The sequence below is a fragment of the Bradyrhizobium sp. 956_D2_N1_4 genome (genome assembly GCF_052076025.1).
GTDB lineage: Bacteria > Pseudomonadota > Alphaproteobacteria > Rhizobiales > Xanthobacteraceae > Bradyrhizobium > Bradyrhizobium barranii.
In genome coordinates, this window is the sequence record NZ_CP197237.1 from 9,089,557 (window position 1) to 9,115,617 (window position 26,061).

At 65.0% G+C, this 26,061-nt stretch carries 23 protein-coding genes; 11 read left to right on the plus strand and 12 right to left on the minus strand.

The features are described 5' to 3' along the window. Window positions 1–275 precede the first annotated feature (275 nt). The gene (locus AB7535_RS43075) at window positions 276–4,391 is read left to right on the plus strand and encodes a bifunctional diguanylate cyclase/phosphodiesterase (protein WP_085403402.1); all 4,116 of its coding nucleotides are present in this window, start codon (window positions 276–278) and stop codon (window positions 4,389–4,391) included. Here the strand turns inward: AB7535_RS43075 and AB7535_RS43080 are convergent. From AB7535_RS43080 to AB7535_RS43100, 5 genes are all read right to left on the minus strand, one after another. Continuing rightward, on the minus strand, window positions 4,365–4,706 hold the full coding sequence (locus AB7535_RS43080) for a hypothetical protein (protein WP_063985656.1): 342 nt from the start codon (window positions 4,704–4,706) through the stop codon (window positions 4,365–4,367). The genes AB7535_RS43075 and AB7535_RS43080 overlap by 27 nt on opposite strands. A gap of 223 nt (window positions 4,707–4,929) precedes the next feature. Continuing rightward, window positions 4,930–5,922 carry a UDP-glucose 4-epimerase GalE gene (gene galE / locus AB7535_RS43085; RefSeq protein ID WP_085403401.1) on the minus strand — a complete coding sequence of 331 codons (993 nt, stop codon included), beginning with the start codon at window positions 5,920–5,922 and terminating at the stop codon, window positions 4,930–4,932. Window positions 5,923–5,941: 19 nt separating this feature from the next. Beyond that, window positions 5,942–6,748: a WecB/TagA/CpsF family glycosyltransferase gene (locus AB7535_RS43090; protein WP_085403400.1), complete on the minus strand. Its 807-nt coding sequence runs from the start codon at window positions 6,746–6,748 to the stop codon at window positions 5,942–5,944. After that, window positions 6,741–9,119 carry an exopolysaccharide transport family protein gene (locus AB7535_RS43095; protein WP_439037198.1) on the minus strand — a complete coding sequence of 793 codons (2,379 nt, stop codon included), beginning with the start codon at window positions 9,117–9,119 and terminating at the stop codon, window positions 6,741–6,743. Before AB7535_RS43095 ends, AB7535_RS43090 begins: the two co-directional genes overlap by 8 nt. A gap of 282 nt (window positions 9,120–9,401) precedes the next feature. Continuing rightward, window positions 9,402–10,202, minus strand: coding sequence for a class I SAM-dependent methyltransferase (locus AB7535_RS43100; protein WP_085403398.1), 801 nt, complete (start codon window positions 10,200–10,202; stop codon window positions 9,402–9,404). 396 nt (window positions 10,203–10,598) lie between these two features. Between AB7535_RS43100 and AB7535_RS43105 the strand changes: the two genes are divergently transcribed. Next, window positions 10,599–11,627 carry a glycosyltransferase family 2 protein gene (locus tag AB7535_RS43105; RefSeq protein ID WP_085403397.1) on the plus strand — a complete coding sequence of 343 codons (1,029 nt, stop codon included), beginning with the start codon at window positions 10,599–10,601 and terminating at the stop codon, window positions 11,625–11,627. 6 nt (window positions 11,628–11,633) lie between these two features. On the opposite strand, the gene AB7535_RS43110 is transcribed toward AB7535_RS43105, so the two are convergent. Further along, a complete protein-coding gene (locus AB7535_RS43110) occupies window positions 11,634–12,620 on the minus strand; it encodes a glycosyltransferase (RefSeq protein WP_085403441.1) in 987 nt (328 codons plus the stop codon). Between the two features lie 248 nt (window positions 12,621–12,868). Between AB7535_RS43110 and AB7535_RS43115 the strand changes: the two genes are divergently transcribed. From AB7535_RS43115 to AB7535_RS43125, 3 genes are all read left to right on the plus strand, one after another. Beyond that, window positions 12,869–13,936 carry a glycosyltransferase gene (locus AB7535_RS43115; RefSeq protein ID WP_085403440.1) on the plus strand — a complete coding sequence of 356 codons (1,068 nt, stop codon included), beginning with the start codon at window positions 12,869–12,871 and terminating at the stop codon, window positions 13,934–13,936. Window positions 13,937–13,975: 39 nt separating this feature from the next. Next, complete coding sequence (locus tag AB7535_RS43120) at window positions 13,976–15,328, plus strand: O-antigen ligase family protein (protein ID WP_085403396.1); 1,353 nt, start codon at window positions 13,976–13,978, stop codon at window positions 15,326–15,328. Window positions 15,329–15,445: 117 nt separating this feature from the next. Beyond that, a complete protein-coding gene (locus AB7535_RS43125) occupies window positions 15,446–16,588 on the plus strand; it encodes a GNAT family N-acetyltransferase (RefSeq protein WP_085403395.1) in 1,143 nt (380 codons plus the stop codon). A 21-nt stretch (window positions 16,589–16,609) separates the two neighbouring features. Here AB7535_RS43125 and AB7535_RS43130 read toward each other — a convergent pair whose 3' ends face one another. Next, window positions 16,610–17,149 (minus strand): RBBP9/YdeN family alpha/beta hydrolase, encoded by a 540-nt coding sequence (locus AB7535_RS43130; protein WP_085403394.1) that lies wholly within the window; start codon window positions 17,147–17,149, stop codon window positions 16,610–16,612. Between the two features lie 122 nt (window positions 17,150–17,271). Here AB7535_RS43130 and AB7535_RS43135 point away from each other — a divergent pair, with 122 nt between their 5' ends. Both AB7535_RS43135 and AB7535_RS43140 read left to right on the plus strand, forming a co-directional pair. After that, window positions 17,272–17,748 carry an Lrp/AsnC family transcriptional regulator gene (locus tag AB7535_RS43135; protein ID WP_014491880.1) on the plus strand — a complete coding sequence of 159 codons (477 nt, stop codon included), beginning with the start codon at window positions 17,272–17,274 and terminating at the stop codon, window positions 17,746–17,748. Window positions 17,749–17,861: 113 nt separating this feature from the next. Beyond that, a complete protein-coding gene (locus AB7535_RS43140; protein ID WP_085403439.1) occupies window positions 17,862–18,746 on the plus strand; it encodes a protein-L-isoaspartate O-methyltransferase family protein in 885 nt (294 codons plus the stop codon). Between the two features lie 265 nt (window positions 18,747–19,011). Here the strand turns inward: AB7535_RS43140 and wrbA are convergent, their stop codons facing one another. From wrbA to AB7535_RS43155, 3 genes are all read right to left on the minus strand, one after another. Continuing rightward, the gene (wrbA, locus tag AB7535_RS43145) at window positions 19,012–19,611 is read right to left on the minus strand and encodes an NAD(P)H:quinone oxidoreductase (RefSeq protein ID WP_071909485.1); all 600 of its coding nucleotides are present in this window, start codon (window positions 19,609–19,611) and stop codon (window positions 19,012–19,014) included. Window positions 19,612–19,776: 165 nt separating this feature from the next. Further along, a complete protein-coding gene (locus AB7535_RS43150; RefSeq protein ID WP_085403393.1) occupies window positions 19,777–20,475 on the minus strand; it encodes a pirin family protein in 699 nt (232 codons plus the stop codon). Window positions 20,476–20,525: 50 nt separating this feature from the next. Next, entirely contained in the window at window positions 20,526–21,278 is a 753-nt protein-coding gene (locus AB7535_RS43155; protein WP_028147961.1) for an SDR family NAD(P)-dependent oxidoreductase, read from the minus strand. Between the two features lie 118 nt (window positions 21,279–21,396). Here AB7535_RS43155 and AB7535_RS43160 point away from each other — a divergent pair, with 118 nt between their 5' ends. Next, window positions 21,397–22,335: a LysR family transcriptional regulator gene (locus tag AB7535_RS43160; RefSeq protein WP_085403392.1), complete on the plus strand. Its 939-nt coding sequence runs from the start codon at window positions 21,397–21,399 to the stop codon at window positions 22,333–22,335. A 129-nt stretch (window positions 22,336–22,464) separates the two neighbouring features. Continuing rightward, the gene (locus AB7535_RS43165; protein ID WP_085403391.1) at window positions 22,465–22,986 is read left to right on the plus strand and encodes an REP-associated tyrosine transposase; all 522 of its coding nucleotides are present in this window, start codon (window positions 22,465–22,467) and stop codon (window positions 22,984–22,986) included. Between the two features lie 128 nt (window positions 22,987–23,114). On the opposite strand, the gene AB7535_RS43170 is transcribed toward AB7535_RS43165, so the two are convergent. Further along, window positions 23,115–23,372 (minus strand): hypothetical protein, encoded by a 258-nt coding sequence (locus AB7535_RS43170; protein WP_085403390.1) that lies wholly within the window; start codon window positions 23,370–23,372, stop codon window positions 23,115–23,117. A 150-nt stretch (window positions 23,373–23,522) separates the two neighbouring features. On the opposite strand from AB7535_RS43170, the gene AB7535_RS43175 reads away from it, so the two are divergent. Together AB7535_RS43175 and AB7535_RS43180 are read left to right on the plus strand one after the other, a co-directional pair. After that, a complete protein-coding gene (locus tag AB7535_RS43175; RefSeq protein ID WP_085403438.1) occupies window positions 23,523–24,509 on the plus strand; it encodes a tripartite tricarboxylate transporter substrate binding protein in 987 nt (328 codons plus the stop codon). 95 nt (window positions 24,510–24,604) lie between these two features. Beyond that, on the plus strand, window positions 24,605–24,958 hold the full coding sequence (locus AB7535_RS43180) for a hypothetical protein (protein ID WP_085403389.1): 354 nt from the start codon (window positions 24,605–24,607) through the stop codon (window positions 24,956–24,958). Between the two features lie 87 nt (window positions 24,959–25,045). Here AB7535_RS43180 and AB7535_RS43185 read toward each other — a convergent pair whose 3' ends face one another. Next, entirely contained in the window at window positions 25,046–25,897 is an 852-nt protein-coding gene (locus AB7535_RS43185; RefSeq protein WP_085403388.1) for an adenylate/guanylate cyclase domain-containing protein, read from the minus strand. Between the last annotated feature and the right edge of the window lie 164 nt (window positions 25,898–26,061).

Here is a 26,061-nt window from a genome sequence, read left to right on the forward strand (position 1 = left end):
CCCTTAACGGGCTGCTTGTTGGGAGCCATCGTCTCAAAGCGTGGGAGCGATATCAATCTCCCGTAAACCAATACAGGGCTGCAAAATCGTAAAGAGAGCGCGCCTTTCGTCGAAGAATCCTCCCGTGCGGCGGCATTCCCGACAGTTTGGCGCCGGCCGTTCGCAGCTCGTTCACTTTGATCGAGGGTTTGCAGCGCGCAATAACGACCACTTAGGCCGTCGCCGTTCATAAAGCACCCGGGAGAATTAGGCAGAAATGCCCGGGAGCTGAGACCGTGCAGACGACCCTCGCGCGCACCTTTGCAGCGTTGAGCGCCATCAACGAAGCGATCCTTTACGCGAAATCGCCGGACGAGCTGTACCAGAAGGTCTGCGACGCCGGGTTTTCGAGCGGAAACTTTTTGGCCGTTGCGGTTTTCCTGGTGGGGCCGGATGGCCGGCGGCTGTGCTTTGCGGCCGGTTGCGGCGATGACGTTGCGCGGCTGCGTTCGCTCGAGATCACGACCGACTCCGTCACGCCCGAGGGAGCGGGTGTCGGCGGCGAAGCCTTTCGCAATCAGAAGCTGAGCATCAGCAACGATTACCTGAATGATCCTCGCTCGCTGGCGTGGCGCGAGGGCGCAGCCAAGGCCCACATCGGCGCGGCGGCTGCGCTGCCGCTGCTCTGCAGCGGTAAGAGCGTCGGCGTGCTGTATGTGACCCGCAGGGAAGCCGGCTCGCTGAACGAGCAGATGGTGTCGCTGTTCGAGCGGATGTCGGCCAACATCTCCTATGCGCTCGACAATTTCGCGCGCGAGACCGCGCGGCAGACCAGCGAGCTCGCGACGCGGCGGCTCAACCGCATGTTTGGCGCGCTCAGCGCTACCAACGAAGCCATCCTGCGTGCGAAGACCGAGCGGGAATTGTATCAGCTCGTGTGCGACGCCTCGGTGCACGGCGGCAAGTCGCTGGCGACCTTCGTTCTGCTGAAGGAGCAGGACTCGCATTGGCTGAAGCCTGTCGCCGGCACCGGCGAGAATCTGGAGATCGTGGCCCGGACCCACTACTCCGTCGACCCCGAGAATCCCTATGGTCGCGGCATTTCCGGCGAGGTGTTTCGAACCCAGAAGCCCCATGTCGAACGCGATCTCGCGCGTCGCACCAGGGGAACGCCGTGGGAGCAGGCCAATCTCAACACGGGTGTTGCCGCCTGCATCGCGGCCCCCCTGATCCGGAACGGCGAGAGCATCGGCGTCATCCTGTCCTTCCTCAGCAAGTCCTGGGCGAAGGACGAGGGGGTCGTCGCACTCATGCTGCGCATCGCCGAGAACGTCTGCTTCGCGATCGACAATTTCGACCGTGAGGCCGAGAAGGCGCGGATCGCCGAGGAGGAAGACCGCCTGGCGCGCATGTACGCGGCGCTGAGCGCGACCAATGAGGCGATCCTGCGCGCACGCTCGCGGGCCGAGCTGTTCGACCTCGTTTGCGAAGCGACGGCGAAAGGCGCCAAGTTCACCTCGGCCAACATCGCGCTCGTCGATCACGATGCCGAGCTGCTTCGCGTCGTTGCTTGCTACGGGCCGAACGCGGATATGGTCCGAAATTTCAAATTCTCCACGTCCGACCAGGTGCCTGAAGGCCGAGGGCTGACGGGAACCGCTTTCCGCACGCGCCAGCCTTGCATCAGCAATGATGTGCAGTCCGACGACCGGATCGCGCCCTGGGCGGCCAACGCTCGTCGGAACGGCATCGGCTCCTCCGCGGCGCTGCCGCTGTTCAATGGCGACAGCGTCGAAGGCGTCTTCCTCTTCAACTCGCCGGAACGCGGCACGTTCACGCCCGAATTCGTCGAGCTGCTGCAACGGCTCCAGGCCAATGTCGCCTTCGCGCTCGAGAACTTCGATCGCGCCGACGAGAAGGCGAAGGCCGAAATGCAGCGCAACCGTCTTCGGGGCATGTTGGAGGCGCTGAGCGCGACCAACGAAGCGATCATGCGCGTGAAGTCCCGCGCCGAGTTGTTCGAAGCCGTGTGCGAGGCCGCCGTGCTCGGCGGCACGTTCACGTCTGCCACCATCGCCATGGTCGATCCGACGGGGCGCTATCTCGACATCGTCGTCACCAAGGGCGAGTGTCGCAGTCACGTCGAGAACTGGCGTTTCGGAACGTCTGCCGACGAGCCCGAAGGACGCGGGCTCGCCGGCACCGCATTTCGCACCAAGGCTCCTTGCGTCGCGAACGAGCTCCTCACGGACGTTCGTGCGACGCACTGGCGTCGCATCGCGCGGGATCAAGGGACGAAATCCGGCGGCTGCTTCCCGCTGCTGAAGAACGGCACCGATGCCGTCGGCGTCCTTCTGTTCCTTTCGCCGGACGAAGGCACATTCACGCCCGACCTCATCCAGTTGCTGGGGCGCCTCGCGGAGAACGTCTCTTTTGCGCTCGACAATTTCGCCCGGGCCGAGGAGCGGTCACGGGCCGAGGCGCAGAAGGAGCGCCTGACGCGCATGTTCGCCGCGCTGAGCGCCACCAATGAGGCGATCGTGCGGGCCAAGTCGCGCACCGAGCTGTTCGAGCTGGTGTGTCAGGCCGCGTCCACCGGCGGCAAGTTCACCTCGACGACCATTGCGCTCGCCAAGGCCGACAGCGACCAGCTCGCGATCGTCGCGGCCGCAGGGCCGTCCGCCGAGACCACGAGGAACGTTCGTCTCTCCATCGACGCCGACCGGCCCGAGGGGCGCGGCATGAGCGGCACCGCGTTCCGCACCCGGCAGCCCTGTGTCAGCAACGACTATGTCAACGACAGCCGTGTGAGCGCCTTCCACGCCGTCCTGCAAGGCGACGGCGCGCGCTCCGGCGCGGCGTTCCCGTTGATCACGCACGATCAGCCCGTCGGCGTCATGATCTACATGTCGACCGAGCAGGAGACTTTCACGGCCGAGTTCGTCGAGCTGTTGCAGCGCCTCGCCGACAACGTCTCCTTCGCGATGGAGAATTTCGATCGCGCCGACGAGAAGAACGAGGCCGACGAGCGGATCGAATACCTCGCCTCGCATGACAGCCTGACCGACCTGCCGAACCGCGAGACCTTCAACGGGCTGTTGCGGGAGGCGATCGACGAAGCTCAGCGCCACGATCACCGCTTCGCGGTGTTGTTCATCGATCTCGACCGCTTCAAGGTCATCAACGATTCGCTCGGCCATGAGGCCGGCGATCTGCTCCTGCTCGAAGTGGGGAGCCGGCTGCGCGGCGCGCTGCGGGAAACCGACGTTGTCGCACGCCTCGGCGGCGACGAGTTCGTGGTGATCCTCGACCAGTGCGGTGAGATCGACGACGTCCAGCGCATCGCGACCGGACTGCTCGTGGCGCTCGCCGAGCCCATGGAGCTGGCCGGCCACGAGTGCCACACCACGGCCTCGATCGGCATCGCGATGTATCCGGCCAACGGCTCCGACGTTCAGACGCTGACCAAGAACGCCGACATGGCGATGTATCTCGCCAAGGAAGACGGCAAGAACGGCTATCGCTTCTTCTCCAAGGAGGTGAAGACGCAGTCGATCGAGCGGCTGTCGCTCGAGAGCGCGTTGCGCCGGGCGCTGGAGCGCGAGCAGTTCTCGCTGAACTACCAGCCCAAGGTGGACATGGAGACCGGCCAGATCACCGGCGTGGAAGCGCTGCTGCGCTGGACGCACCCGGATCTCGGCAGCATCTCGCCGGCGCAATTCATTCCGCTTGCGGAAGAGACCGGGTTGATCGTTCCGATCGGCCGCTGGGTCGTGAAAGAGGCTTGCGCGCAGGCCATGGCCTGGCAGCGCCGCGGTCTGTTGCCGGTGTCGATGGCGGTCAACCTGTCGCCGCGACAGTTTGTCGACGAACATCTGTTGCAGGACGTCGACGAGGCGCTGGCGGCCTCCGGCATGTCGCCGGTGCTGCTCCAGCTCGAGGTCACCGAGAGCATGATGATGCGCAATGTCGGTCGCGCGCTGAAGGTGCTCGACGCCATCCAGAGCCGCGGCATCCGCCTCGCCATCGACGATTTCGGCACCGGCTATTCGTCGATGTCGCTGATGAAGCATTTTCCGATCGACACCATCAAGATCGACCGCTCCTTCGTGCGCGACCTGCCGCAGGATTCGGAGGACCAGGCGATCGCGCAGGCGATCATCAGCATGGGCAAGGCGCTCGGCATGACCGTGGTCGCCGAAGGTGTCGAGAACGCCGAGCAGGAGGCGTTCCTGCGCGCCCATGGCTGCGACGAGATGCAGGGCTTCCTCATCTCCAAACCGGTGCCGGCGCGGCAGATGGCCGAGCTGCTGCGGCCGATGGAGCTGCCTGTCGCGCCGCCGCTCCAGCCGGAGCCTGACCTCGCTGCGACCGAAGCCGCGGCGTTACGGCTGAAACGCGCTGTCATCTGACGGCTGCGGGTGCAGCTCGCGGACGTTGTCTTGCTTGATGTCCGCTTTGCGCGGAAAATCATCCGGCCAGGGCTGCGAGGTTTGCTCGGCGAACAGCTCGAGGAGGGCATGCGCACCTTCGGCAAAGCTCGAGCCGTCGCCGAGGCCCAGCTCACAACACCACACCTGTCGCATCGGCTCGTGCGCGTCGACCACCGCCATCGCCGGTCCCCACCACCAGGCCGGTGCGGGCGAGCGTTCGTCCTCCGGCACGGCGTGCCATAGGACGAGCTCGTCCATCACGCGCTCGAATTGCAGGCTTGCGGCCTGATGCATTCGCTCCGTGCTCCCTGGGCCGCGCCTGAAAGCAGGCCGATGCCCGGACTCGATCGTGGCCTTCGCTGTGAAGAACAGGCTCGCGCTATTGGCGGAGCCTCACATGCCGCTTCCATTGGCGGCCATAAGAGCAACATGCGGCGGTCGGGACATGCGCCGCCGCCGGCTGTGATCATCTCTTTAGCCGCTCGGGGGCCCGACCGGCAAGCCGTAATACGGGTGTCTAGCGCGTCCTGAGCGGATGCGCTGTCTGGTGCCAGGCCCAGGCAGTCCGGATCACCGTCTTTAGATCGGAATGGCGCGGCACGAAGTTCAGCACTTTTCGCGCGGCGGAGGCATCGGCGACCAGATAAGTGGGATCGCCGGCGCGACGCGGCTTCATGGTGTGCGGCACCTCGCGGCCGGTCTCCTGCCTGATGGCGTTCAGGATCTCGCGGACCGAAAAGCCGGAACCGGTGCCGAGATTGAAGCTGCCGCCGGCATGTCCCGTTTCCAGGAGCTTCAGTGCTGCGACATGCGCCGCAGCGAGGTCGGTGACGTGGATGTAGTCGCGGATCGCGGTGCCGTCGGGCGTGTCGTAATCGTCGCCGAACACGGCGAAGTCGACATGGCCCTGGAGCGCCATCATGGCGCGCGGAATGAGATGCGTTTCGTTGTCACGCAACTCGCCGATGCCGCCGGCCTGGTCGGCGCCGCTGGCGTTGAAATAGCGCAGGCAGAACGCGCCGAAGCCATAGGCTGCGCGATAATCGGCGAGCATGCGCTCGATCATCCATTTCGACGCGCCGTAGGGATTGATCGGTGCGCAGGGGAAGTCCTCCGGCAGCTCCTTGGAATCGGCGTTGCCGTAGACGGCGCCGGTCGAGGAGAACACGATGCGCTGGCAGCCTGCGTTGCGCATCGCCTGCAGCAGCGACAGCGTGCCCTGGACGTTGTTGATGTAGTATTTCTGCGGGTCGGTCATGGACTCGCCGACGAGGCTTGCCGCCGCGAAATGCATCACCGCCGTGACCTTGTGGTCGGCGAAGGCGCGCGCCAGCGCGGCGCCGTCGAGCAGGTCGCCCGTCACCAGCGGACCCGCGACGAAGCTGCGATGACCTGTCGAGAGATTGTCATAAACGACGGGCTGATAGCCGGCGGCAGACAGTGCGCGGCAGGCATGCGAGCCAATATAGCCCGCGCCCCCGGTGACGAGGACGGTCGGTCGGTCGGTCATGTCGTCTTCTACTCTTCTCTCAGCGATTGGAAGGCCGTTTGCGGCTGAAGAGAAGATAGAGCGCGCGAGGGTTGGTGGTCAAATAGCGCCAGAGCAGGCGGCGTGGCTCGAGCATTGTGCGCCAGGCCCATTCGAGCCCGATCTTCTGCATCCATTGCGGCGCGCGGGACCGGCTGCCCGATAAAAAGTTGAACAAGCCGCCGGATGTCTTGATAACGCCAACATTGGTCAGCAGCGGCGTGTATTGCTCGACGAATGCCTGCTCGTTGGGCACGCCGAGCGCGACCCAGAGGTAATCCGGCGCGAGCGCGTTGATCTCCTCGACTTTCGCGCGCAGGGCGTCGCCGCGCAGATAGCCGTGGCTGTACCCGACGATCTTGAGGTTTGGATACAGCTGCTGGACATTCGCGACCGCCGCGGCGTTCTCTTCCTCGCTGGCACCGAACATGTAGAAAGTGCGGCCGACGGCTTCGGCCTTGCGCGCGACCACGTGGAACAAATCGGTGGTGGCGACGCGCTCCGGCAGCGGAAACCAGGATTGCAGCTTTGACGCCGCGACCAGGGGCTGGCCATCGGCGTTGATGAGGTCGGCGCCGCGGAACAGGCGTTCGGTCTCCGGTTCGGTCGAGCAGCGCGCCAACACCTCGCCATTGGCCGAGGTCAGGTGCAGCGGACGGCCGATGCGATTGTCAGGATCGGTCGCCTCGATCATGAAATCGGCAGTTGCTTCCAGGTCGAGCGCGGCCATGCGAAGGCCGCCGATAGTGATCCGCGGCACGTCGGCGGTTGCGGCCCGGCCGTCCAGATTGACGCGGCGCTCAAGCATATTGTCTGCCTCGCTGGCGCGCTTGAGTTGCGGGGGTGAGCTCGTCGAGCACGACGCCGACGAGCTTGCGCTCGGCGCGGCCGAGCGTGTTCAGGATTTCTTCCAGGCCGTCGTTGATGTCGAGGCTGGTCGGCAGCACCGCCACCAGCGCGTCGGCGTCGTCGAGCAGCTTGCGGCTGGCCGCACCAAGCGGCGTCACGGGGCCGTCGAGGATCACGAGATCGTAGCCGCCGGCGGCGCGCGCCTGCTCGATGGCCTTGCGCATGGCTTCAGTCGCCTTGCCGGCATCGCCGTCGGCGGCCGGCAGCACCGAGATGCCGTTGACCGTCTTGATCTCGCGCGAGGCCTTGCTGCCGATCGAGAGCCAGCCGAGTCGGCTCGGCTCGCTCTTGCCGGGGCGGCTCACCTTGTTGGAGAGCGAGTGTGCCTGATGGTCGGCATCGATCATCAGCACGCGGGCGCCGTCGCGCGCGGCCGCGAGTGCGAAATTCAGCGCGGTCACGCTGCGCCCGGTGGTCTCGCCCGCGCCGACGAGCGCGATGACCGGCATGGCCTTGCCGCCGGCACGCCGGGCCACAGCAGTGCGCATGTCGCGCCAGGCGTTGAGCAGCGTCGTCAGCGGAAAGCCGGGGCGCAGCGTCGGCCAGCCAAGCCGGGTCAGATCGACACCGCCGCCGGTGGCGAGGATGGCGCCGAGCGTGTGAATGACGTCGGCCTCCTGGAGGCGCGCGATCAGCGGCTTTCCGATCAGCGTATTTTCGTCCATCTCCGGCTGCAGCGATGGCGCGGCGAGCTCCGGTAGAGATTGCGCAATTTCCGGAGCTCGCGGAGCCGGCTGCGGCTGGGCTACCTCCGGTGTCCGTGAAACCTCCGGCGCGCGCGGAGGCCGCTGTGCCGGCGTGCGCTCACGACGGGCCGGTGTGGGCGCTGCCGGCGCGGTCGCACCGGCGGACAGCAGCTCGGCCGCGACGAACCAGCTTGCAGCAGCGAGCGCGCCGAAGATGAAGCCGATCATGGCGAACATGCTCATCGCCGGCGGGAACGAGCGCCGCTGCGGCACGGTGGCTTCGCCGATGACGCGGGCCGCCGAGGTGTTCAGGGTCTCCTGCTCCTCGGTCTCGCGCGAGCGCTTGAGGAAGGATTGATAGACGTCGCGGCTGGCATCGGCCTCGCGTTCGAGCTCGCGCAGGCGCACGGCGGCCTGGCTCAGCTGGACGCTCTGCCGCTTCTGCGCTTCCAGCGCCCGGTTGAGCGAGGCTTCAAAGTCGCGGGCGCGCGTCAGATCGTTCTTGGCGGACTGCGCGAAGCGATCGATCTCTTCGTTGATGGTGCGCTTGAGATCCTCGACCTGCTTCTCGGTCTGGCGCAGCGCCGGATGCCGCGGGCCGAGCTCGCCGGCCTGCTCCGCATACTTCTTGCGCGCGTCGGCATATTGCGCGCGCAGGTTCGCGATGGTCGGCGATTGCAGCGCTTCCGAATTCGCGCCGGCATCGGCAGCGGTGCGCCGGCTCGCCTCGATCTGGTCGAGCCGCGCCTGTGCGTCCATCGTCGCCGCGCGGGCCGCGGAAAGCCGCTGGTTGCTGGCGGAGAGCTGCTGGTCGCTGATCAGCGCGTCCTGGGTGCCGACGAAATTGTTCTGGGCCTTGTAGGTGGCGAGCGCGGTCTCGGCACTGCGCAGCCGCTCGCGCAACTCCTTGAGGCGGCCGGAGAGATCGTTGGTGGCGCGCCGCGCGGCCGAAGCCTGCGAGTTGCGGGATTCGGCGAGGTAGGCATTTGTCAGCGTGTTGGCGAGCATCGCCGCTTTCGCCGGATCGGTCGACCAGACCTCGATGTCGACGATGAAGCTCTTCTCGGTCTTGCGGACCGTGATGTGCCTGTTCAGCGCGTCGAGCGCCGCGAGCTGCACTTCCTTCGTCTCCGCGGCGGAGGGCGCGCGGGGCTGAAGGCCGATCAGGCCGAGCAGCGACGACAGCAGGCTCCTGGCATCACCGCCGCCGCCGAATTCGGGATCCTTGTCCAGATTGGCCTGCTGGATCACCTGGAGCAGCACGCTGTTCGAGGTAATCAGGCGCGCCTGGCTCTCCACCACCATGGCCATGCCGGAGACGTCCTGGGCACGCGGCGTGAGCTCGCGATCGACGAGCTGAAGCTCGCGCGGGTCGACATAGAGCTGGGCGGTGGCGGTGTAGCGGGGCGTCACGCTCTTGCCCGCGGTGACGGCAAGCGTCGCGCCGAGGAGCGCGGCAGCGGCAATCGCGATCTTCCGCCGCCAGAGCAGATTGACGAGCTCCAGCACGTTGAAGCCGGCTTGAGACCTCTGCTGCGGGGCCTCCGGTCCGGCCCGATCTATCGGCTGGTTGTAGTCAAGCATAGTCCCCAGCTTTCATTCCAACGACCGCGGGCTGAGGGGTTACTCTTCGCTTTACGCCACGCACCCGGGATATAGGTGCCCAATCAACGCAACAGGGAAAATTAACCATACTCATTGAGGGACTATTCACCGAAATGGCAAACAAAGCGTTTAAGCGCATGCCACTCTTCGACGCGTCGCGGTGACGCTGAGGTCCCCAAGGAATTAACGGTTCGTTACCGCGCGCAGCGAGGCCGCCAGGCTTCGCTCGTCCTGCGATGGACCGCGCGCGTGTCATGATTGTCAGCGCTTCCGTAGGATGACGTGGTAATCGCCGCGGCGAACGTCGATCCTGTCCGGCAGCACGGCGTTCATCACGGCGGCGCCGGCATCGACCAGAGCGGCGAACAGCGGCTTGCGCCGGCGCATCTCGGGATAGCGCGGACTCTCGACCTCGCGGCGGTAGATCGTCTCGAGGCCGTTGGCCGCGGCGAATGCTTCGAGCCGCGGCAGCGTCACCAGCGGATGGAAGAAGGTCGGGAACGGCGGCTCGCCGGGCAGGCCGGCATCCTTGATGCCGCGGATATTCCGGTAGAACCAGACATGAAACCAGTGCGGCGAGTATTTGGTGACGACGCCCGACAGCGAGCGCGGATTGGGTGCGCCGATCAGGATCATTCCGCCGGGCTTGAGCGCGTCGCGGAAATTCAGGAGCGCGGCATCGACATGGGGCAGATGCTCGATCACGTTGTAGCAGATCACCAGATCGAAGGTTTCGCGTCCAAAGCTGTAAGTCTGCACGTCGCCGAGGATCGCCTCGTCCGCGTAGGTGTTGTTGCGGACCTGGTCCTCGTCGATGTCGACGACGGTGACCTTGCTGCGGTTGAGCAGTTCCGGTGGCAGGACGCTGCACGAGCCGCCGCCGGCCTCGTAGGTGGCGAGCTGGCCCTGCGGCAGCTCGCGGCGTAGCACGTCGTGGACGGCGAGCAGGCTGTCGCGGGCTTCGCCGGGGACCAGATCGTGCAGCGCCTGGGTGCGTGCACCGGCCGCTGGGATTTGAATCGCCGTGGCTGTCGCGAAATCGATCGAGGCTGGCTTGTTCATTTTTTCTGACCGCGCTTGTTCGACTCAAATTTACAGGAAAAATCTCGCATGCCCGAAGAGCAAATCCGATGCCGCGCCGCTTCACCGGTCGCGGTGCTTACGGTCGGGTTAATGCGGGCAGGCGTTAACTACGGCATTGTCCATGTTGCGCTGTCGTGCGCGTGATGGACTGCGAATTGCACTATCACGTATGCGGGGACTTGCAGGAGAAACGCGCAAAAGCGGTTAAGCGTATGAAGGGCGGGAGATCCGCGGCGTTGCGCCGTCGCGAGCCTCGGGCCCGCCGTTCATTTTGGGACTGATCTGTCCCGCGGCGATGTGCCGTCGCAGGACAGCGCCGATTACTGCGTGATTGACGCAGGGCTTTTTCAATACATATCGGACATCTAGGATGCCATGACGCTGATCCCGACAGACCTTTCCGCCAGCCGGATCTCGGATGCCGTGCGCGATCCCAACCGGGAGATCGCGGCGAGCTCCCGCGTCATCGACCTGTCGGTCGGCATCGTCGTCTGCATTCCCTGCTTCCGCCGCCCGCACCATCTGCGGCTGACACTGGACTCGCTCGTGAGCCAGCGCACCCCGCGCTCCTTCGCGGTGGTCATGGTCGAGAACGACGCGGCGGGGCGCGAAAGCGCGCCGGTTGCCGCGGAGTATCTGGCCGACGGCCGGCTCCAGGGCGTTTGCCTGGTCGAGAAGCGGCAGGGCAATTGCCAGGCGATCAACGCCGCCTTCGAGACGGCGCAGGCGCTGTTTCCCGCCGCGACCCGCTTCCTGATGATCGACGACGACGAGATCGCTTCGCCCGACTGGCTCGAGCTGATGGTTCGCACCGCGGAGGCGACCGGCGCCGACGTGGTCGGCGGGCCGGTGCTGCCGGTCTTCGACGACGACAGCAAGCCCTGGCTCGCACATCATCCCGCCTTCTGCCCCGCCTATGATTACAGCGGCGCGGTGCCGCTGATCTATGGCTGTGGCAACTGCCTGATCACGCGTGCGGCGTTCGAGCGGTTCGATCGTCCCGCGTTCGACCTGCGCTTCAATTTCCTCGGCGGCGGCGATTGCGATTTCTTCGTGCGGTGCCGCGATGCCGGCATGATCTTCCACTGGACGGCTGAGGCGGTCATCACCGAGACCGTGCCGCAAAGCCGCACCAGCCTCGGCTGGATCGCCAAGCGCGGCCTGCGTATTGGCGCTATCAATTATCGCGTGCAGTACAAGGCCGCACAGGGCGCGGGCGCGCGGGCGCGAGTGTTCGCGCAGATGCTCGGACGGCTGCCGCTGTCGCTGGCGCGTTCCGCTCGTCTTCTCGCGACATCGAAGGCCGTCGTCGCCATGCATCCCGCGCTGGTCGCGCTTGGCTCCATGCTCGCAGCATTCGGCTTCGCACCGAAGCCCTACGAAGCGTCGAAAATCGTATCTTGACGCGGGTTAGATGCCCAAACGGGCGAGGGCGACCCTGACCGCGGCGCGGGGCAGCGATTTGAGCGAGCGCCGGCCGACCATCCCGAGATAAGCCAAGGCGTCGCGATATCTGCCGAAGCGGACGGCCTGCATCGCCGAATAGGTGACGAGATGGACCTCGGCGGCCTGGCGCAGCCCGGCCGCCGTACCCTCGGGCAGTCTCGCCAGGATCAGCCCATCGTCGAACACCCGCGCGATCGCAGGGAAGAAGTCCTTCGGCGTCCGCACGGCCGCATTCATGGTGTTGGCGGTGTGCAGGCGATAGTCGAGCAGAAGCTTTGGTGCGAACTCGAACTCGCCGATGGCGGCGAGGCGGCACCAGCAATGCCAGTCCTCGCAATATCTGAGGGAAGGGTCGAAGCCGCCGATGGCGCGGAAGGCCTCCGCACGTGCGAGCGCGATGCCGCCATTGACGATGAAATTGCCGGCCGCGAGCCGCGCCAGCACGTCGCCGGACGGCTTGCGGCGTCCCTTCAGCAGGCCCCGCCGGCCGATCTGCCGTCCCTCGCTGTCGATCGTGTTGTAGTCGCCGTAGACGAGAACCGCGCGCGGAGCATTGCGGGCCGCCGCCAGCAGCGCCGCGACCGCACCGGGGCGCAGGCGGTCGTCGGCATCGAGGAAGAGCAGCCATTCGCCGCTCGCATATCGTGCGCCGAGATTGCGCGCGGCGGATACGCCGGCGGATTCGTTGGTCATCAGGCGCAGCCGCGGGTCACGAATGGCGCGGACGATGGCCGTGGTGGTGTCGCTCGAGCCGTCGTCGACGACGATCACTTCGGTGATCTCGCCTTGCGCCAGCGCGCTGGTGAGGGTTTCGCCGATATAGGCCGCAACGTTCTTGGCGGGAATGACGACGGACACCGATGTGGTTGAGCCGGCCGGCAGCGGGAGACGCGGCGCCGGAACGACGCGCGAGGTAGCCGGTAAATCGAGAACATCTTCGGCGGTGATCAGAGCCACGGCTCGCCTTTAGGGGTCTGTTAACCAGGGCGCATCTGCCGACTGGCATTGCGATCAATCGCAACATTGGCCCGCCGCGAATGATACTCGCATTACGGCCAAATCGTTGTCGCGAAGGCCTGCGTGTTTCTGGTTTCGTAGATTAGCGTTAAGCCGCGGGCATTAAGCCTGTCGCAAATTTGGAAGAGTGCGACAGCCGGTCCCATGCGAGAATGCCGACCTGTTTGCCGCGGATGGATCTAGTGCCCGCAAAGACGTTCGAACACGACCCCGATGCCATCGTCCTCAACCTCTTCTACGAGGACAAGGACGATCGCTGGTTTCCCGGCGACCGGCATCTGCGGCGCATGGCGCGCCGGATGCTGCTCGGTGAGCCGCGCATGAGCGGGCAGCTTCGCGTGTTCCTCAATCTCTGCGCAGGGCTCGACCGGCTCGGTATCCGCTACCGCGTCAACGATTACGGTTACATCGCGCAGCATCCCGACGAACTCGCCTGCATCATCGGCCGCACCTTCCTGCTCGACAAGTTCGCGTGGAAGAATCCGATCCTGCTCGGCGTTGCCGCCCACAATCATCCGCTGGACGATCCTGATCTGTTCAAGCGGCTGCCGGTGAAGAAGGTCGTGGTGCCCGGCCCTTGGTACGTCGACATGTACCGGCCGTACTGGCCCGACACGGAGGCCTGGCCGATCGGCATCGACACGGATCTCTGGGCGCCATCGGCGCCGTCGCAAAAGACCGTCGACGTCCTGATCTACGACAAGGTCCATTGGGACCGCGAGCGCTACGCGCCGGAGCTGATCGAGCCCGTCCGCGCCCGCCTCCTCAAGGAGGGCCGCTCGTTCACGGAATTGCGCTACGGCAGCTACAAGGAAGAAGACTATCAGGCCGCGCTGGCGCGCTCGCGCGCGATGATCTTCCTGTGCCAGAACGAGAGCCAGGGCATCGCCTATCAGCAGGCTCTGTCCTGCGGCGTGCCGGTGTTCGCCTGGGACCCCGGCGGCCCGTGGCGCGACCCGGATTATTATCCGCACCGCGTCCAGTTCGCGCCGGTGTCGTCGGTGCCGTATTGGGATGACCGCTGCGGCGCCAAGTTCATCGACATCGCGGGGTTCGAGGCGGGCTGGGATTGTTTCTGGGCCGGGTGCACCGCTGATGCGTTCGATCCGCGCGGCTTCGTGCTCGACAATCTCACGCTGGAGCAGCGGGCGCTGCAATATTACGAGATCGCGCGCAGCATCGTGGGGCCGCAGACGGCGTCGCGGGCCTCGGGCGTGCTGGTTGACGGATGCTTAACAGGGACGGGCTAACACTTCGAGTTTCCCCGGCTTCACCATTTGCCTCGAGCCATGGATCGCAGCGTCGCTGACATGACCGACGTGGAGACCCGAACGCTGGGCCACGTCCTGCACGATGGGCTCGCGGGGCTGAATGCCGCGCAGGCGGCGCGCTGTCTCGTCGCGGTTGCGGCGCTGCTGCTGGTGCTGATCACGCTCGATCCGTTTCCTGACCTTCGCAACGAGGATGTGACCACGGTCGTCGGCGGGCGCATGGCGCTCACCTATATCTCCTGGGGTCTGCTGGCTGCGGTCGCGATGCTGTTCGTCGCCGGCACCGATGCGCCTGCGCTGAAGAGCCTGGTGACGCCACTGCATCTTTGCCTGGTCGGCTGGCTGTTGATCAACATCGTCTTCTCCGAGAGTCGCGGCGTTTCGATCCAGCGCTTCGTGCTGGCGGTCAGCGTGACGTCGCTCGCCATGCTGTTGCCATTGCTGCCGCCGACACAGCGGACTTTCAACCTGTGCCTAGGCGGCGCCGCGCTCGTGCTGCTGGTGCTGTGCTATCTCGGCGTCTTCCTCGCGCCGCAATATTCGATGCACACCGCGCTCGATCTCACCGAGCCGCAGCTTGCCGGCGACTGGCGCGGCAGCTTCGGCCACAAGAACATCGCTTCGCCGGTGATGACCATCCTGGTCTATGTCGGTATTTATCTCTGCGGCGTCGGCTCGTTCGTGATGGGGCCCGCGATCGCCGCGCTTGCCGGCATCTTCCTGATCTTCACCGGCGGCAAGACATCGACGGTGCTGTGCCTTGCGATCTACGCGCTCGCCTCGCTGGTCTATGTCACGCCAGGCCTGTGGCTGAAGCGGCTCATCTGCTTCGTGCCGCTGATCGTGATGAACCTGCTGACGGTCGGCAGCGTCTTGAGCCCGGCACTCGGGGCGCTGACGCGGCTGCTTCCGCTCGATCCCACCTTCACCGGCCGTTCCGCGATCTGGGAATTCGCGCTCGCGGCCGTCGCCGAGAAGCCGATCATCGGTCACGGCTATGCGGCGTTCTGGGACGACGTGACCGCGCGGCAGACTGCCCAGGGGTCCGAATGGGCGACGTCCGCCGCGCACAGCCACAACAGCTATCTCGACCTCGCGGTCACCATCGGCTTGCCGGGGCTGTTGCTGGTGATTCTCGTCTTCGTGCTCGCACCGCTCGGCAATTTCCAGTCGGCCCAGGCTCACAACCATAGTCGCGCGCTGGCAAAATTGTTCCTCACCGTATGGCTGTTTGGCCTGTATTACGGCGCCACCGAGACCTTCCTGCTCGAACGGCAGAATCCGATCTGGTTCATGTTCGCGCTTGCAGTGGCTGGCCTGCATTTCCTCGCCAGGTTCCAATGCGTTGAACAGACGGAACCGGAGCGCTGACAGCTTGTCGCAGCCGAAGCGATAGTGATGTTGGCTTAACGATAAGCCGTTACGTCACTTGTGGTCTGCGACAAACATAATCTATCTGGAAACATTCAGTAATCGCATGTCCCGCGGATGACGTTTCTCAGCGTCGAGCAATCAGATGGTCTTGCGTCCAGCACGTCGGGAATCGCTGTCGATTTCGTGCGTGACTGGCGGCAGGCCGCATCGCGCCTGAGCGCGGGGCAGCGCACCGCATTCCAGCACGGTTACTGGCTCGGCGCATGGTACGAGGCGTTTCACGACTTTGCACCGCTGATCGCATTGATCTCCGATGCCGCGACCGGCAAGGACATCGCGGTGGTGCCGATGATCAGCCACATCAGGCGCGGCATCCGCATCGTCGAATTCGCCGATCTCGGCGTCTCCGACAACAACGCGCCGATCCTGGCGCTCGATGCCGCGTTGGACGCTGCGGCGACGGATGCGATCGGCAAGGCGCTGATCGACGCGGTGCGCGCCTTGCCCGACCGCTTCGATCTGCTGCGGCTGAAGAAGATGCCGGCCCATGTCGGTGGCAAGCCGAACCCACTGGTGTCGCTCGGACGGATCGGATCCTGCTCGCTCAACGGCAATCTCGTGCTGACGGGCGACGACTATGAGGCCTACCGGGCCTCGATCAAGCGCATGCAGATGCCGCGCTGCTGGCGGGTCTTCAGCCGTCATGCCGGCGCGCGGCTCGAGATCGCGGCGGATGTCGCGCGTGCGCGCGAGCTGCTGGACGTGATGGATGTCCAGCAGCAGGCCCGCATGCGAAAGCTCGGCTCGCGCTTCGTCCTCAACGACGACGCTCATGCCCGATTCTATCGCGAGGTCGCCCGTCAGGGTATCGCGGAGGGCTATGCCGTCATCTCGGCGCTGGTCTGCGACGAGGCCGTCGTCGCCACCACGTTCGGCGTCAGGTCTGGTGCGAGCTATTTCCTCCTGCGCATCAGCCACGCCGGCGATTCATGGTCGAACTGCTCGCCGGGGCTGCTCGTCACCGAACGGACCATGGCGGCGCTGCATGCAGAGGGCGTGCGCCGTTTCGATCTCAGCATCGGCAACCAGGACTACAAGCGCCGCTTCGGCGCCGCGAAGGTCGCATTGACCGATGTCAGCATCGCACTGTCCTGGCGCGGCGCTCCCTATGCATGGCGCGACCATACCGCGCAGAACCTGCGTCGCTATCCCAGGCTCGCCGCCTTCGCCAGCCGGGCGATACGCAAGATGCGGTGACGGAGGCCGCCCGCACCCGCGTCATCTCGAAAGGCCGGCACTGAAGGCGTCCAGCAGCGCGCGACCCTGCGGCCAGTCGCCGAGCCCGCTCGACGCATTGATGTGGCCAAGGGCGCCCAGCACGATCAGACCGGACTTCCAGGCACGCGCCCGCTGCTGCGTCTTATCGAGCCTGCCAAAGGGATCGTCGGTGCTGGCGATGATGAGCGAGGGGAAGCGCAGCGTACGGTCCGGTACCGGCTTGAACGCAGCCGCCTCCGCGGGAAAATTGGCGCCATCGGGATCGGGCACCGCGACCAGAAAAGCACCCGCGATCGTGGATGGGAAGCGCGTGGCCCAGTGCGCCACCAGCAGGCAAGCGAGGCTGTGTGCGACCAGCACCGGCGGCTTCGCGCAGCGCCCGACCACCTGTTCCAGGGATTGCTCCCAATCGGCGAGCTCCGGCCGGTCCCAGCTCGCCGGCTGAAACCGCGTGAAACGTGTATCGTTGCGCTCCCGGAGTGTCTGCCAATGAGTCTCTGCGGAGCCGCCGAGGCCGGGCAAGGTGATGATGTCGTGCATGATCGTCCCGTGATATCTGAGATGCACGTGCAGTGTGGCCGGTCTTGGTGCTGCGTCACATGGCAAGTCATCGGCGAAGGAGATCATCTGCCGATGATCTCAAGGTGGAATGGAGAATTGTCTTGGATCGCTTCGGAAGCATTGACACCAAGGATCTGAAGATCCTGGAGGCATTGCAGGCCAATGCGCGCGTGCCGCTGTCCGAGCTCGGCCGTTCCGTCGGGCTGTCTCAGCCGGCCATCTCCGAGCGCGTGAAGCGGCTCGAGGAAGCCGGGATTATCGAAGGCTACGGCGCCCGCATCAATCCGCGCGCGCTAGGGCTCGGCCTGATGGCGCTGGTCCGCCTGCGCACCTCGCATGAGCACATCAAGACCTGCCTCAAACGGTTCAGCGAGATTCCGCACATCGTCGAAGTCCATCGCGTGACCGGCGATGATTGCTTCGTGCTCAAGGTGCTGGTTCCGGCGCCGGAAGATCTGGAGACGATCGTGGATCGTATCGCCGGCTTCGGCGCTGTGACGACCTCGCTCGTGCTGCGGAGCGAGCCGGCGCGACCGATCGGTAAAGACCTCATCAGGAAGAAGACCGAACGCGGTTGAGGCGTGGCCCGCGCGATCGACATGTCACCGGGCTGTCACAAAGCCTTCGATTGCGCCGAGCTTCGATGATCGCGCGCTTTGTGCTATCGTCGCCTCCGCTTTCCGGAGGCGACATGGAAGATCGTTCGGCAAAATATCGCGCATTCTATGCGCAGTTGATCTGCGCCGCAGCCAAGACGACGGATCCCCGTATCGAACAGGCCTTTCGCACGGTCAGGCGCGAACCCTTCGTTGGGCCCGGACCGTGGTCGATCTCCGTCGGTGGTCATCCCTATGTCGTGACGCCCGACGATGACCCCGCCTTCCTCTATCAAAACACGCTTCTGGCGCTGGATCCGGCGCGCGGCCTCAATATCGGGATGCCGGGCGCGCACGCCTATTGGCTCAGCGGCTGCGGCGTGCGGGAAGGCGAGACGGTGATCCAGATCGGTGCCGGCAGCGGCTACTACACGGCCATTCTGGCCGAGCTCACGGGACCTTCGGGCCGTGTCCATGCCTATGAGATCGACGAACGCCTGGCGGCACTCGCGCGCGAAAATCTGAAGCACATCCCGCATGTCGAGCTGGAAGATCGCTCGGGCATCGCGTCCGATTTACCGGGAGCGGATGTGATCTACGTCTGTGCGGGCGCGGCGCAGCCGGCCACGGAATGGCTCGATGCGCTGCGGCCCGGCGGCCGGCTGGTGTTTCCGTTGGCGCCGGAGGGCATGCTCGGTGGCATGTTGATGATCACGCGCCCGGACGAGGGCGCGGTCTGGCCGGCGAAATTCCTGAGTCGAGCCCAGTTCATCGGCTGCGCGGGACTGCAGGACGCAGATGCCGGCCGGCGATTGGCCGAGGCGTTCGCCAAAGGATGGGAGAGCGTGCAGTCGCTGCGCAGAGAGGGCGCTCCGGACGAGATGTGCTGGTTTGCCGGTGAGGGCTGGTGGCTTTCGACGGCTGCGGCACCCGTCCAGACGAATTCAATCAAGCCGCACGCCGACCTCACGCAGGCGTGACTGATCGCTCGCGCCTTACGATTTCGCGCACCCGGCGCAATGCAGCCGGCCGCGCGAGGCGCGGAACAGGCTGCGGCAATACCAGCGCCGCGCCAATGCTTGCGCAGGCCTGCGGATCATCTGCGCGATCAACAAGAGTTCGAAAGCCATTCGTATCGCTTTTGGTCAAATATCCCGACCACGTAGATGGGGCGGCATTCCCGAATGAGAACGCCGCCCCCGTCGCATCAGCCATGCGGTCGTTCGCCAAGCCTAACTGCGAGGCTCAGCCGTGAAGTTTCCTGGCGGTCTCCGCGATCTGGCGGCCCTGATAGCGCGCGCCGGCGAGCTCGTTGGCGCTGGGCTGGCGGCTGCCGTCGCCGCCGGTGATCGTGGTGGCGCCGTAGGGGGCGCCACCGGTGACCTCGTCGAGCTTCATCTGGCCGGCGAAGCCGTAGTTCAGACCGACCACGACCATGCCGAAATGCAGCAAATTGGTGATGATCGAGAACAGCGTCGTCTCCTGGCCGCCATGCTGGGTCGCGCTCGCGGTGAAGGCGCCGCCGACCTTGCCGTGCAGCGCGCCCTTGGCCCAGAGCCCGCCGGCCTGGTCCAAAAAGTTCGCCATCTGCGAGGCCATGCGGCCGAAGCGGGTGCCGGTGCCGACGATGATTGCGTCGTAATTGACGAGGTCCTCAATCTTGGCGACGGGTGCTGCCTGATCGACCTTGTAATAGGACGCCTTGGCGACTTCGGCCGGCACCAGCTCGGGCACGCGCTTGATGTCGACGGTGGCGCCGGCCTCGCGCGCGCCTTCGGCAACAGCGTTGGCCATCGCTTCGATGTGGCCATAGGCGGAATAATAGAGGACGAGAACTTTGGTCATGGTGGTCTCCGTTGGGATCGATGTTGACTGTTTGTGGGGGACGTCATGCCCGGGCAGAAGCGCGAAGCGCGTCTTCGCGCTAGATGTCCCGGGCATCCACGTTCTTGTGCGCCCATGGTGGGGCGTGGATGGCCGGGACAAGCCCGGCCATGACGAAGCGCGTTGTTAAGCCGCGTCGACGAGCACGAGCTCGGAGTCTTCGAGCGCCGTGATCTTCAGCTTGTCCTCGTCGCGGATCGCGGCGCCGTCGCGGGCGTTGACGCGCACGCCGTTGATTTCGACCGCGCCTGCCGCCGGCACGAGATAGAGATGCCGCGACCTCTCGGGCTCATACTCCGCGCTCTCGCCGGCCTTCAGCGTGGTGGCGAGCACCCGTGCATCGGCGCGGATCGGCAGCGCATCGGTGTCACCTTCGATCCCGCTGGCGATGGTGACGAGCTTGCCGGTGCGGTCCGCCTTCGGAAACGGCTTCGAGCCCCAGGTCGGCTGGCCGCCACGCGCGGTCGGTTCGATCCAGATCTGGAAGATCCGGGTCTTGGTCGGCTCGAGATTGTATTCGGAGTGGCGAACACCGCTGCCGGCGCTCATCACCTGCACGTCGCCCGCTTCGGTGCGGCCCTCGTTGCCGAGGCTGTCCTGATGGGTGATCGCGCCCTCGCGCACATAGGTGATGATTTCCATGTTGGCGTGAGGATGGGCGGGAAAGCCGGTGTTCGGCGCGATCTCGTCGTCGTTCCACACCCGCAAGGCGCCGTGGCCCATGTTGTTCGGATCGTAGTGGCTGGCGAAGGAGAAATGGTGCTTGGCCTTGAGCCAGCCGTGATCGGCGCCGCCGAGCTTTGCGAAAGGTCTGAGTTCGATCATCTGCGTAATTCCTTTGTGTGATCCTTTGGGTTGAACGGCTGCCGCCTTGATCAGGCGCCGAACCCGCCGTCGACGTTGAGCACCGTGCCGGTGACGAAGGAGGCTTCCGGGCTTGCGAGGAACACGACGCCGGCGGCGACTTCCTCGGGGCGGCCGAAGCGCTGCAGCGCGTGCTGCTTGCGCTGCGTCTCGGCGAACTCGCCGCCGTCCTTCGGGTTCATGTCGGTGTCGATCGAGCCGGGCTGCACCACGTTGACGGTGATGCCGCGCGGGCCGAGGTCGCGTGCCGCGCCCTTGGTGTAGCCGACGACGGCCGCCTTGGTGGCGACGTAGTCGGCAAGCCCCGGGAACGAGGCGCGGTCGGCGAGCATGGAGCCGACGGTGACGATGCGGCCGCCTTCGCCCATCAATTGCGAAGCAGCGCGGATCGCCGCGATCACGCCGTGTACGTTGATGGAATCCTGCCGTTCAAGCGCGGCCGTGTCAGCCTTCGCATCGTCGATCGCGCCGCCGGCGGCAACGCCGGCATTGTTGACGAGGATGTCGAGATGGCCGAATTCCCTGGCGACGTCATTGACGAGCTGCGTCACGTCCTTGGCCGAGGCCTGATCGGCCTTGAAAGCGCGGGCCTTGACGCCGCGGGCCTTGAGCTCGGTAACGACCGCCTCGGCCTTTTCGGGCGAGGCGACATAGCTGATGGCGACATCCGCACCTTCATCGGCGAGAGCGCGGGCCGAGGCCGCGCCGATGCCGCGCGAGCCGCCGGTGACGAGGGCAACCTTGCCTGAGAGCTTCTTGGTCATTGGATTTCTCCATTTCCTGAATGTCTGATGCCCCTTGGATAAGCCTCCGCCTGTGGTATAGAAATAGAAACTGTTGAAACGCATTGTTTCCCAGAATACCCCAATTGGACCGGCGCACATGGCAAAACTTCCCGATTTCGAGGCGCTCGCGATTTTCGCAAAAGTCGTGGAATTACGGTCGTTTGCAGGGGCCGCGAGCGAGCTCGCGATGTCCAAGGCAACGGTGTCCAAGGCGGTCACGCGACTGGAGGAACGGCTCGGTGCCCGGCTGTTCAACCGCACCTCGCGGCGGCTGGCGCTGACCGATGCCGGGCACAAGCTCGCCGAACGCGCCACGCGTCTGCTCGTCGACGGCGAGGCGGCCGAGAACGAGGCGCTGGCGCAATCGGTGGCGCCGCGCGGCCTGGTCCGGCTCGCCGTGCCCATGACGTTCGGGATCAAGGCGGTGGCGCCGCTGCTGCCGGAGTTCTTCGAAACCTATCCGGAGGTCTCGGTCGATCTGCATCTGAGCGATGCGACCATCGATCTGATCGGCGAGGGTTTTGACATGGCGGTGCGGATCGCGCGGCTGCCGGACTCCTCGCTGATCGCGCGGCGGCTTTTCACCATGCCGCGCTTCACGGTGGCCGCGCCGTCCTATCTGAAGCGCCATGGACGGCCCACGCATCCGATGCATCTCGCCGAACACAAATGCTTCAGCTACGCCTATCTCTCGACGCCCAATGTCTGGAACTACACCAATTCGGCAGGCGAGCAGGCGAGCGTCCGTCCGGGCGGACAGCTTCGCGTCAACAACGGTGAAGCCGTGATGCCGGCGCTGATCGCCGGTCTCGGCATCGCCGAGCTGCCCGAGTTCATCGTCGGCGAGGCGATTTCGTCCGGCGAGGTTGAGGTGATCCTGAAAGACTGGAAGCAGGCCGAAGGCGCCGTGCATCTGGTGACGCCACCCGGCGGCCCGCGCCCCGCACGCGTCGAGGCGCTCGGCGATTTTCTCGCGGCGAAGCTGCCAGGCACGTGCAAGCGGCGGCCGAAGAAGGGTGTCAACAAAGCGGGGTAGATCCCTTGGTGGGCACGGCGCGTTGCGCCTTTGCCCACCCTACGTGATCTCGCTAGTCTATCCTGCAAACGGCTATCGTAGGGTGGGCAAAGCGAAGCGTGCCCACGCCTTTGCCTGATGGGATCGCAGATGTCTCGATATCGGCGCACACAAGGCAGCACATTCTTCTTTACGGTCGTGCTCGCCGATCGTTCAAGCACTCTGCTCGCGGATCATGTTGATCGCCTAAGACGAATTTACCAAACCGTTCAGCAGCGCCGACCGTTCGAGACCGTCGCGATCTGTATCCTGCCCGACCATCTCCATGCCATTTGGTCGCTCCCGGAGAATGATTCCGACTTTTCGTCGCGTTGGAATTTGATCAAGGGCGGTTTCTCGCGAGGATTGGAAGCGCAGGAGCGCTCGGCAAGCAAGTCACTCAAGCGCGAGAAGGGAATTTGGCAGCGCCGCTACTGGGAGCATGCGATTCGAGACGACGCGGACTTGGAGCGCCACGTCGATTACATCCACTTCAATCCAGTGAAGCATGGCCTCGTCACGCGTGTGCGCGATTGGTCGCTCAGCAGCTTCCATCGCTACGTCGACCAAGGCACTCTCCCCGTGGATTGGGGAGGGGATATGCGGGATATCGCGGGGCAGTTCGGAGAATGATGGTGGGCACGGCGCGCGAAGAGCGCGCCTTTGCCCACCCTACGAGATCTCGCTCGTCGATCCTCCGCACAACTATCGTAGGGTGGGCAAAGCGAAGCGTGCCCACCATTTCAGATTACGACTTCCGATCACGACACCTTCACGCCGTCGATTGCGACAATGCGCAAGGCTGGCTTCAGCGTCCCTTCCAGCTGCGTCTTCAATTCGTGCACACGTGGGTCGTTCGAGCGTGCCGCGCAGGCGGCGTATTGATGGACCGATTGCGCCAGCGCGCGCCGCGCTTCCGGCGTTCGCGTCAATTCGGGCTTTGAAAGCCGCAAGACGATCGCTGCGAGATTCACCAGCATCTCGTCCAGGGCGACGTCGATGGTCGCAAGATTCCGCATCACCCACTCCCTCAAGAGGGCAACAGCGGGTTCAGGGAAGCGTTCCGGGCCGGGCCGAACATGGTCAATACTTCGTAAACGCCTTGTTCTTGCCGCTCGGCCGGTTAGGCTGCCAGCGAAACAAAGAAAATCGGGGGCGAGGGGACTATGATGGATCGACGCGATCTCTTGCGCGCGGCTGCGGCATTGCCGTTGTTGCGGGCTGCTTTACCTGACAAGGCCTTCGCGCAAGCCTATCCGGTGCGCAACATCACCATGATCGTGCCGTTTCCGGCGGGCGGTCAGGCCGATCTTGCCGCGCGTCCGGTCGCGATGGCGCTGGAGCGGGTCCTCGGCAAGCCCGTCATTGTCGACAACCGCGCCGGTGGCGGCGGCGGATCGGTCGGCAATGCTGCGGCGGCGCGCGCGGAGCCCGACGGCTACACGCTGCTGATGACGCTGTCCTCGCTCGCGGTGCTCCCCGAGGCCGATCGCCTGTTCGACCGACCCGTTGCGTACGAAGTCTCGCAGTTCATGCCGATCGCGCGCGTCCTCGCCGATCCCACGCTGCTCGCGGTGCCGGCCTCGGCGCCGTGGAAGACGGCGCAGGATTTTGTCGAGGATGCGAAGAAGCGGCCGGGCCAAATCACTTACGGCTCGTCCGGTCCTTACGGGACGCTGCATGTCGCGATGGAGATGTTCGCGAGCAGCGCCGAGATCAAGTTGCTGCATGTTCCGTTCCGCGGCGCGGGCCCGGCGCTGACCGCGCTGCTCAGCGGCACCGTGCAGGCGATAGCAGCCGCGCCCGGCACCCTGAAGCCGCAGGTCGACGACGGCAAGCTGCGCGTGCTCGGCAATTGCGGCGCACAGCGCATCGCGAGCTTCCCCGACGTTCCGACCTTTCAGGAGCTCGGCTACAAGGACGTCGAGATGTACATCTGGGCCGGGCTCTTTGCACAGAGCGCTCTTCCTGCGCCGGTCGCGAGCCGCCTGCGCGAAGCGATGGCGAAGGTGATGACGAGTCCGGATGTGCTCAGGAGCTTCGAGGCCTCGGGCAGTCTGGCCGCCTATCAGGACGCGCCGGCATTCTCGCAATTCGTGGCGACGGACAGCGCGCGGCTGATCGCGGCGGTGAAGAAGATCGGCAAGGTGGAATAGGTTCCCGCCGCATTTTCACATTTTTTTGTTGGTTCAGAACCTGACCGCGTCTCATTGATTGAAGACAAATCAAGGAAAGCGAGAAGGATCGGGACATGCGAACAGAGCGAATTGCGATGGGTCTGGCGCTTGCAGTCAGCGGCATCGTCGCGCAGGGCGCGGCATCAGCCCAGGACTATCGCGGCACAATGGAACAGCAGATGGCGTGCACGCCGGATGTCTGGCGCCTGTGCAGCGACCAGATTCCGGACACGAACCGCATTGTGACCTGCCTGCAGCAGAACACGCCGCAGCTTTCGAGCGCATGCCGGGCGGTGTTCCAGTCGAACAACCAGGCCCAGCCGCAGCAGCCGGTCCCGCGCGGCCGGGCTGTGCCGCCGCCGCGCTACAACAATGCGCCGCCGCCTGTCGCCGCGCCACCACGTCCCTATGATGATGACAACGACTAGAGCATGATCCGGAAAAGTGTGATGCGATTTTCCGAAAAGGTCATGCTCAAGTCATGACCTGAAGCGACCGCCTCACTCCCGACTCGTTTAGCGATCCCGCTTGCTGTTCGGCTCGGGTCGCTGCCGGAGTGCTGTCCGCAAGAGGGCACCGAAGAGCAATGCTGCGACCGGCCAATGGAACCAGATCTTGTGCATGCCGGTGAAAACGTTGATCAGAATCAGAAAGCCCGAAACCGTGAGGGCCACTGCAACCGGGCGGGGCAGCTTCGCCAGCCAATCCGAGACGAAGCCCATCCAGGTGGATGGCTCGTGCCTGCTGTCAATCCATCGCGCGCCAGTTTCCGAATCTGCAACAGCCCGCCCCTGGGGAGGGAGGCTTTCGTCAACCGGGAAGCTCCGTCGCCCAGCGCTTTGGCCGCTCATGGCCACGCGATAGCTGGTCATGGGAGCAACGTTCTTCATTGGTCGCTGGCCGAGACAGTCGAAGCCAACGGACAATTTGTTGTGCACCTGATCGTAGACGGAGCTTGAGATCACAACGCCGCCGGGTTCGGCGAGCTCTTGCAGCCGCGACGCGATATTGACTCCGTCGCCATAGATGTCGGACCCGTCCACCATCACATCGCCGAGGTTAATGCCGATGCGAAACCGCATCGGGTTCGCGTGAGGTGGGTCCGAATCCTGGTTGGAAATTTCCTGCTGAATTTCGACCGCACATTGCACGGCCTCGACGACGCTGGCGAACTCGGCGATCACAGCATCGCCCCAGGTATTCACGATCCGGCCGTCATGACGCTCCACCAGTCCCGCAAAGGCAGTGCGGTAGCGGCGCAGCGTCTCCAACGTTCCGGTCTCGTCTGCCTCCATGAGGCGAGAATAGCCCTGCACGTCAGCGCACAGGACGGTGGTCAATCGTCGTTTCACCTTGTCGTCGGTCATGGTCCATATGGTAGCCTCCCTGACCGGCAATTGCATCAGGCATCGCATCTGGCCCCATCGCGGCTCAACGACCGGTCGTCCAGTCCCGAAACCGTCATACTCGTGCAACGAATGCAGCCAGCCAGGTGCCAAAACCGACCTGGCGTGAGGTCGCCCTCCGCGCC